This is a genomic window from Peribacillus sp. SIMBA_075, assembly GCF_046534585.1.
In genome coordinates this window covers 1-245 of sequence record NZ_JAWRYN010001362.1, presented here as the reverse complement: position 1 = coordinate 245, position 245 = coordinate 1, and the positions used below count along the sequence as shown (strand labels likewise).

The 245-nt window shown below is 54.7% G+C and carries 1 protein-coding gene; it reads right to left on the bottom strand.

Translation table 11 applies throughout. The features are described from left to right. A partial coding sequence (eutB, locus tag SB775_RS32785; RefSeq protein ID WP_410865469.1) for an ethanolamine ammonia-lyase subunit EutB occupies positions 1 to 245 on the bottom strand: 245 nt, incomplete at both ends.

The following is a 245-nucleotide window of genomic DNA, read 5'->3' as shown; positions in this document are numbered from 1 at the left end:
CGGCAAAAACCGTACGTACGCGCCTCCAACGTTTGCATATCGACACCCTCGTGGGATTCCAGGGATACCTCTGAGCCCTGGCCCGTTTCAAAGTACATGACGTTCGGTCCTGTAGCTGTCCCTTTGCGCAGCATCAGCTCCATCGCTTCGTCCAAAATCTCCTTGCTGACCCCAAAGGCATCATTCGCACGTTGAGAGCCTGCCAAACTTTGGAACATCAAGGAAATGGGTGCTCCACCTCGCAG